Here is an 8,132-nt window from a genome sequence, read left to right on the forward strand (position 1 = left end):
GCGCGGCAGGTCATTCCGGTGCTCGATGGAATCGACCTGATGGAGCTGGTGCTCGTCGACTCACTCATGCCAGCTCAAAAGGACGCCAAACACTAGTTGCAAGCGAGCATGACTCAGGGCCGAGTTCCACGATCGGCTGAAACAGCGGCCTCCGCGCCACACTTGTTACCGCCATTTGTGACGTCGTGAGCGTGTCGCACACATTTCTGACGTCAGCCATGTCAGTTTTGACGTCATGGCGACCACACGTTCTGGGCCTGGCAGGCCAGCCTTGGGGGAGCGGACACGCATGACAGTCCGCGTACCTTCGGATGTTTACGACGCACTTCGGCGTGAAGCCAAGGCGCGCGGCATCTCTATGAACCAGTACGTAGCCGAAGTCGCTGCGGCACACCTCGGCATGCCCAAAGCCGTGTCGCATTTTGACGACCAGGAGGCGATTCCAGCGTGAGGTAGATCAGCTGTGTGACTGAAAACTAAAAATCATGCAGCCCATGAAATGACTGATCCCGGCTCACTGGCGAGTGGGCCGGGATCGAAAGTCAAGAGTTCGAGTTGCCGCTCAAACTCGGGTTGCTCACCAATTAGGAGAGCTGTGCTTCCAAGCACCTCTCAGGGTAGGTCATACCTTCCGGACGGTCCAGTCGATCCGGACGGCGTGTCTTGTTCTGATACCAGCAAAACTGCATCCCATCAGGTCAACACGTGGTGGGAGTCGGTGGCGTGTGTGTGGAGTCCGCGCCCGTATGTGCGGGTCGACCCGCGCAAAGCCCACACCTTCTCGACAACTCGGCGCTTCACCGACGGCGCCCCCGGCCCAGATGTGCCGTACGCGCTGCATCTGACAGACGAAGCCGGCCGTTTCCGCCTGCTTGCTCTGGACTTCGACGCCCATCACGCCGGCTCAACCGCCACTGCCGACCTCGCCGCCTGCACATCCGCTCTCACCGCCGCGGGGATCGAACATCTGGTGTGCTCATCTGGACCCGGCGGGGGATATCACGTCTGGATCCGCCTGAGCACCGCGATCTCACCGACCCGACTAGCGCCAGTAGTGGACGCATTCGCCGCCGCGTGGCCCTCACTTGACCGCGGCCCACTGGCGAACCCGCGCACCGGTTGTGTCCGCGCCCCGGGCTCACCCCACCGCTCCGGCGGAACCTCGGTACCCCTGGGCGACACCGACATTCATCCCGCATCGCTGCGTGCTCTCAAGCGGGCTGTCGAGCAGCTCGGCGCCCACCCTCATCCGGCCGCCGCGGCGAACCCGACGGTTGCCACCCTGCCCGTGCATGTCGATGTCGAAGGCCATCCGCATCTGGCCGGACCACGCCGCCCACTGCCCGCCAAGATCCGCGCCCTCTGCTCAACCCCCATCACCAGCAGCGGGGATGCCTCCGCGATCGGTTGGTCGATCGTGCTCGCGTGCGCACACGCCCGCATGCAGTACCGCGACCTCGCCAGAGCCGCCTTCACCGAGAACTGGCCCGGTCTGGAATTCCTGCGCACCCGCCGCACCGCAGGCGGCCGTACCCCCCGGCTGGACACCGAACAGGAGCTGGCTCGTCAGTGGGCCAAGGCCGTCACTGCCGCCAGCCACGCCACCCGCACCTCGTGCACTGCCAGCCCGGCCCGCCGCACCGCCGAGCGCACCGTCGCCGATCTGATCGCGCGCATGGAGGCCCAGCCCGAGCAGTGGCAGGGCAAAACCGGAGCGCAGAGCCGACTCGTCCTGCTCGCCCTGGCCGCACGCGTCCTCTCGGCAGCCTCCGAGGAGGTCCACTTCTCTGAGCGTGACTGGGCTCTGGCCGCCGGCCTGGTCAGGGACACCGTCGCTGACCGGCTTACCGATCTCGCCGACCGGGGCTGGATCCGCCGCACGCAGCGAGCAGTTGGCCCGTGGGCCGCGACCTGGCGGGTGGCTACCCGCGGGGGCGGGGAGACAGGAAGTGGCGCAGTATTTACTCCAGTCCTAGCGCAGCAACTTCATGAGGAACTGGAATGCGCTCGCGCCGACATCTGGCACGCCCGCCCTCTGGGTGTCCTGGGGATGCGGGTGTGGGACCTGCTCCGGACCGGGCGAGTATCGGTGGGGGAGCTGGCGACACGCTTGGGCGTGTGCGCGGCCACCGTGCGCAGCAAACTCCGTGCCCTGCAGTCCCTCGGTCTATGCACCGCCAGCGGGCGCGCCTACCAGGGGCGCTCCCGCCTAACCCGGGCCGCCGCCGCCGCAGGGGTGACAGGGGCCCACGCCGATCGGGTCCGCCTGTACCGCCTCCAATCGGCGGTATTCGTGTGGTGGTTCACCACCCGCTACCAGGCAGAAGACTCCGACGCGCTTGCCGAATGGGGGAGCTTCCCCAGCCCGGCCGAAGCCGAGCAGGTCCACCCCGTCGATATCGCCCTGGCCTACGGGGCCACCGCGACCGGGCCGCCGGTGGAGGCAACCACCTGGGGGGCAGCAATGGCCGCGCAAGATCGCCACCGCGAGCCAGACCCCGGTAGTTGGTGGGAACTGGTGGCCGCGGCCCGCGCTGCGCTGCCTGCGGCGGACGTGCTGGCCGCGCCCCATCAATGGGCCGCCACTGCCGCCTAACACCTCCAGTTGACCGCCTGCTCGAAGCGGACAAGTCACCAGAGGTCGGGAGAGGAGTCGGTCGTAGGTCCCCAGGGCGATCCGGTCGTCGAGTGGGTGTCCGGGCCGCTTTCTTCCTCTGCGGCCCGGTGGTCGAGGTAGGAGGCAGTGAAGTCGTCCACGTCCACCGAGGGCGCCTGGGCGGTGTCCTCGTCGGGCGAGGTCGTCAGTTCGTCGTGGGTGGCGGTGAGCCAGGCCGCGAGTTCGGCATCGCCAGTAGCGGTTGCCGGTGGGGGAGTGGGCAGAGCGCTTCGGTCTTGACCGGCGGCGGTCACGTGACGCAAGCGGTGGGCGATGACGGCACCGGGGGAGTCCGCGGTTTCGAGGTTCGCTGTGGCCTGCGTCCAGTGTTCGCGTGGGTCGCGGCCGGCTTTTGCCGCGTCGGTCCAGGCTTGGGCGATCGCCGCGTATTGGTCGGGATCTGCCTCGAGCTGGCGACTGTAGAGACGGGGGAGAGCGTCGGTGTATTCGGCCAAAGTGGCGCTGGTGAAGGCGTCGGCGGCCAGGTCGACGCCGTGCCGATACAGCGCTTCCAGACGCGCCGGGTCGGTGGCGTGGTCCATCTCTTCGCGCAGGGCCGCAGTGGCCGAGGCTTGGTGGGTGTCGCGCCGCAGAATGGTCGCCAGAACTTCCGAGGCGGTAGGTGCGTCCCGGTCGCCAGCCGAGTGCATGTGGGCATCTTCCGCCACGAAATCAACGACGGGCTCGCAGACGGCGTAGGCGCGGTTCTCTTGCTTGCCTCGGGTCATGGCGACATAGAGGCCGGCCCGGTCGACGGAGGTGTCCACCACGGCGTGGGTGGTCTCCACGGTGGCGCCCTGGGCTCGGTGGATGGTGGAGGCGTAACCCAGGTGGATGTTGTCTTGCGCGTAGCTGCCGGGTACGAGCATCTGCTCGTCGGTGTTGATATCTTGCACGGCCACCGAGCCGTCGCCTGTGAGGCCGGTGACGGTGAACAGTTGCCCGTTGATGACCCGGCCCAGGTACTTGCGGTCTTCGGTGTAGAGCTTGGCGTTCTTGCGGGCGATGACGGTGTCCCCGACGCCGATGGTGTCGCCTCTAGCGACTCGGGTTTCGCAGGATGCGTCGACGATCCCGGCGGTGATGCGGCCTGAGCGGATGATCTCGTTGAGGGTGTCGACGTCGGTGTTCCTCGAGGCGATGATCAACGAGTTTCGGCCGGCACCTGTGTCGGTGAGGTAGGCCTCCACTGCCTCGGTGAGCATCTGCTCGCGGGTGCCGCCGGTGATCCATCCCCGCTGGGAGTACAGGGCCAGGGCGTCGGGGTTTCCCTCGCGTAGGGAGAGTGTGGCGGCGGCTTGTTCGGTGTCGCTGCCCATGCGCATGACCTCGCGCAGCTCGGGCGTTCCTGGGGTGCGCGCGACCTCTCCGAACAGTCCGCCGGTTTCGACGGCTGCGAGCTGCTTGGGGTCACCGATGAGCCGAACAACAGCTCCCGATTCAGTGGCGATCTCTGTCAGTGCGGCCAGGTTTTCGGTGCTCGACATTCCGGCCTCATCGACCAGGAGCATGTCGCCGGGGGCGATCTTGATCGGCAGTGCCGACAGGGTCTTCTCCGGTTGGTTGGGGTGTAGTCCGCGCCAGGTGAAGGTCACCGAATCGATGGTGTGGGAGGTCGCACCGATCTCATCGGAAAGGATGGATGCCGCCGCTGCCGAGGGCGCCAATCCGATGACACCTCGCCCGCTGTCCTGCCAGGTTTGGGCGAGGAGTTTCATGCTCGCGGTCTTGCCGGTACCGGCTGGGCCAACTCCGGCGGCAACGAGCGTGCCGGAGGTGAGAAGGTGACGCGCCATCGCGGCCTGCCCGGCGTTGAGCGCCCACCCGTGCTCGAGTTCGTGGCGGGCCAGGGCCTGCTCAATGTCGGCGCCTGAGGCGAACACCGCAACCGGTGTGGTGGCCGCCTCGAGGGTCAGTGTCTCGGCTTCAAGGACCGCGGCGGTGGTGTATTTGCGGGAGTTGGCGTGACGGTCCACCCCGGCCCCGGACTCACCCGTCAGTGCCTCCGGTAGGTCCAGCATTTCCGGCGGTGTCAGGGCCACGACGTGCGCTCCCATCGCCTCTTCCATGACCTGGCTGTGGGCTTGCTCCAGGTCGCCGGCGGAGGCAAACCGGTATCCCTTCAGGACGGTCGACACTGCCGTGTCCACGTGCGACTGGCGGAACTGCGCCCGCTGGGAGGTCACCGCGCGTACAGCTTTGGTTGCCACGTCGGTGGCGTGTTCGCTGCCTGAGTACAGGGGTCGGTCCTGCTCTGCGCCGGCACCTCGGACGCCGGAGAGCATGGCCGCAAGGGCGTCCTGGCCAATGCGCTCGGCGGCCACCTTGTGCCAGGTCTGCCGGTGCTCATCGAGGGACTGTGCGGGCTTCTTTGCATCGCGTGTGTCGAGGATGGCTTTCTGCCACAGGGCGTACGCGGCCCGCTGCGAGGGTTGGCGACCATTGGCCTGGACGTACTCGGTGACCAGTCGGTCGTAGACCGGACGGGCCAGGGTCCGGCGGGAGGAGAACGCGTCGATCAGGCGGCGGTCAATACCGGCGACTTCCCAGATGGGCGCCTTGTCTCGGTGCGGGTAGTGGGCCACAAATCGCGCGCCCATTCGGCGGGTGATGAGGTCGTGCAGGACGGCGTCGTAGCGGGCGGAGATCGCCTGGTGCATCTGGTGGATTGCGCGTGAGTCCAGGGTGCGCCACCGCCCGTCGGGGCCTTGCACTTTGTTGGCGATCAATACGTGCGAGTGCAGGTCCGGGTCCCCGCCGCGGGTGTCGAAATGGGTGAACTCACTGGCCACGATCCCGCCGGTGGAGACCTGCTCGATGCCGTTGGTTCCCACCCGCGTGTACACCGCATTGTTCTCGGCCCAGGTGAGTGCTTCGGCGACTGCTTCGTGGTGCAGCGCCGCGATGTGGGAGGCGGTGTGCTCGTCGGCCATTGCCCACCAGACGCTGACACTTTTGACCGGGGAGAAGGTGAAGTCGAACCCGGCCACGGCCTGGCGGACCTTGTCTCGTTCGCGGTTGACCCAGGCGATGACGTCGCGCCCGGAGGCGTGGTCGTAGCCGAACTGCTCGGTGTAGAAACCGCGTCCGACACTCTCGGCGATCTGGCCCTTCTCATCCGTGGTGGGGCGCCTGCCTTCGCCAGAGACGAACGCCTTCTCAGCGGCGTCGATCGCCGCCAGGACCGGCACGCCGGAGGCGTACAGGGAGTAGGAGCGGCCCAGTTTGCAGGCCGACAGTGGCGTCCCTGATTCCATGAGGTCGTCGGTGTCCGGGTGCAGGCCTTCGCCGTACAGTGCGGCCATCTGTGCTTCGGTGACGACCGATCCCGAGATGGCGTTCTCGGATGCCAGCCCGGTCAGTCCGGAGCCGATCCAGCGGCCCGGTGGGGTGCCCTTGGCGGCGTAGTAGTCCGACAGGCTTTGCCCTTGCGGGTCGGCGTCGTGGGTGGCCACGGAGCGCAGCAAGTACTGGTATCCAGTCCCGGCGTGCACCGCCCGCAGGCTCATCATGAACGCCAGTCTAGGCGGGGGCGTCTGGGCGCGTCTATCGGCGCGGCTGGCCGGGTCGGTGACCAGCGGTTTTCCAGGCGTCATTAGTAATGCCTACTGTGTAAGACTGTTCAGAGGAGCGAGAGCGAGTCGGGTTTTGTGGCGGACGCACGGAGGGCGACTGGCCGGGGCGGTGCGGAAGCTGCGGCGGGCAGCCGCAGCCAGAGCGTGGGCAGCCAGAGCGTGGGCGACTGCGGGGGAGAGCGGCGACCAATAGGGTCGAGCGTATGGGCCTCGCGAAGACAGACTCCCGTTCACAGACCGCACGGGCCCGCGCCCGCCAAGCAATGGCCGTCGAGTTGGAGCGAGCGCGCAAGCGCGAGTCCAAGCTTATTGCCGTGTTCTCCGCGATCGACGCCCGCGAGGAAGCAGAAGCCACCCTCGGCGGCGCGCTCATCGAGCTCCGGGGCCTCGGCGTCCCCCAGTCCGACCTAGCCGAGATGACCGGCCTGTCTGCCCGCGACGTCGGTGCAGCGATCCGCAGCGCAAAAAACTCCGAGGACGACAACGACGAAGCCAGCGGCGAGTCTGAGTCAGAGAGCACCGGGAGTGCGAGCGAAGACGCTGAGACGGGCACGGCTGTAGACAGTTCGGACAGCAACGGTGCCAGCAACCACTGATCCCCGCGGTGGGCCGTGGTGTGAGGACGTTCCCCTGCCGGGACTGGACCTGGAACCACGGTCCACCTCGTCTGGGCCGTCGGCTAACTCGCGCCCCTACAGCGCGACACTGCCCCCCACTCCGGAGGCAATCGCCGCGTTCTGGGCCAAGGTCGTACGAGCCCCCGGCGACGGACATTGGCTGTTCACGGGGGCCGTCTCCGGTGTTGATGGGTACGGACGCTTGAGCTGGCGCGAAGGCGGCGTGAGCCGCACCGAATCAGCGCACCGGTTCGCGCTTCTACTCGACGGCATCGACCTGGCCGGCGTCGTCGCCGAACACCGCTGCAACGAGCCACTATGCGTGCGCGTTGATCCCGATCACCTGATCCCGTCCACACAGGCGGCGAACCTGAACTACGCCGTCGCCTGCGGACGCACCGGAATTATCCGAACCTCCCTCAGACGGCAAGACCGCCACGCCCGCTCCCTGGCCGTCCGCAACGCAGTCTCTGGTGGCTGGGACCCCATCGCCTACAGCGCCGCATCCGGCAATACCGCACCCCTGGATACACCTTCGCTGTTCTGATCTGACGTACGCTTACCCACAACAAAGGCCCCGCCACACCGCGGGGCCTTTTCTCGTTCCGGTCGGAAGAGATGTGTCAGCGTTCAGTCACTCGCGCGTCTTGCGCTTTCGCAGTTCCCAGAACTGCGGCAGCGTCCACCGCGGGCGGCGTCTGGTCGATCACCACGCGCGCCAACCGTGACCGGTACCGCGCATCATTGCGGACCGCGAACGACCAGTGCCCGATAAACCAGGCCAGCGTCCCCAGCGCCGCGAGGAGTCGGCGCCCACGTTCGCCCCCTGCCTCACCCCGAGCAAGCCGATGATCGCGCACATCCCGCCCACACCTCGCGCGGTCGGAGGAAGCACGAGGGCACCGCCCGCCACCACCGCGACCGCCAACGTCGCCGTGCCAAGATCCCACATTGCGTGCCACCTTCTCCCTCAGGCCGCGGGCGCCGTGGACGCCGCCTACCTACGACTCGAGTCGGTCCGCCGAGCTCGGCGTCCCCGAATGATCGTCGTGCCCTTGGGGTGTGGCTGCCACCTCTGACACTCAGTTCTCAGGGGCGCTCGTCGGGGCGTTCAGTTGCGGTCGACGGTGTGCCGGCCGGGCCGGCCTCGCGAGTGTTATCGCGTAGTGAGTCCAGCACTTCACGCAGAGTGTCCGAGGTCGCCTCGGCGCGGACCCGGGCCCGGTCGGCCTGCTCGGCCTCGGCGCGCGCGTCCTGCGCGTCCCGAAGGGCCGCGTCAAGCTG

General features: G+C 67.5%; 5 protein-coding genes and 1 pseudogene. 4 read left to right on the top strand and 2 right to left on the bottom strand.

Features of this window, described 5'->3' with window-relative positions:
- The first annotated feature begins 289 nt into the window (after window positions 1-289).
- Both G6018_RS06145 and G6018_RS06150 read left to right on the top strand, forming a co-directional pair.
- Entirely contained in the window at window positions 290-451 is a 162-nt protein-coding gene (locus G6018_RS06145) for a toxin-antitoxin system HicB family antitoxin (protein WP_119192862.1), read from the top strand.
- A 297-nt stretch (window positions 452-748) separates the two neighbouring features.
- Window positions 749-2,596, top strand: a complete 1,848-nt coding sequence (locus G6018_RS06150; RefSeq protein WP_146776290.1) for a hypothetical protein — start codon at window positions 749-751, stop codon at window positions 2,594-2,596.
- 35 nt (window positions 2,597-2,631) lie between these two features.
- On the opposite strand, the gene mobF is transcribed toward G6018_RS06150, so the two are convergent.
- Window positions 2,632-6,168, bottom strand: coding sequence for a MobF family relaxase (mobF, locus tag G6018_RS06155; RefSeq protein ID WP_228549013.1), 3,537 nt, complete (start codon window positions 6,166-6,168; stop codon window positions 2,632-2,634).
- Between the two features lie 266 nt (window positions 6,169-6,434).
- Here mobF and G6018_RS06160 point away from each other — a divergent pair, with 266 nt between their 5' ends.
- A complete protein-coding gene (locus G6018_RS06160; protein WP_181694353.1) occupies window positions 6,435-6,827 on the top strand; it encodes a hypothetical protein in 393 nt (130 codons plus the stop codon).
- Window positions 6,828-7,071: 244 nt separating this feature from the next.
- Window positions 7,072-7,395, top strand: a complete 324-nt coding sequence (locus G6018_RS17335; RefSeq protein ID WP_228549012.1) for a hypothetical protein — start codon at window positions 7,072-7,074, stop codon at window positions 7,393-7,395.
- A gap of 542 nt (window positions 7,396-7,937) precedes the next feature.
- On the opposite strand, the pseudogene G6018_RS17105 reads toward G6018_RS17335, so the two are convergent.
- Window positions 7,938-8,132, bottom strand: a pseudogene (locus G6018_RS17105) (hypothetical protein); the annotation flags it as partial.

Origin of the sequence: Dietzia sp. DQ11-44, assembly GCF_014145205.1 — a bacterium.
GTDB lineage: Bacteria > Actinomycetota > Actinomycetes > Mycobacteriales > Mycobacteriaceae > Dietzia > Dietzia natronolimnaea.

Coding starts and splice junctions, on each gene's coding strand:
- G6018_RS06145 (WP_119192862.1), top strand. CDS start 290: ATGACAGTCCGCGTACCTTCGGATGTTTACGACGCACTTCGGCGTGAA.
- mobF (WP_228549013.1), bottom strand. CDS start 6,168: ATGATGAGCCTGCGGGCGGTGCACGCCGGGACTGGATACCAGTACTTG.
- G6018_RS06160 (WP_181694353.1), top strand. CDS start 6,435: ATGGGCCTCGCGAAGACAGACTCCCGTTCACAGACCGCACGGGCCCGC.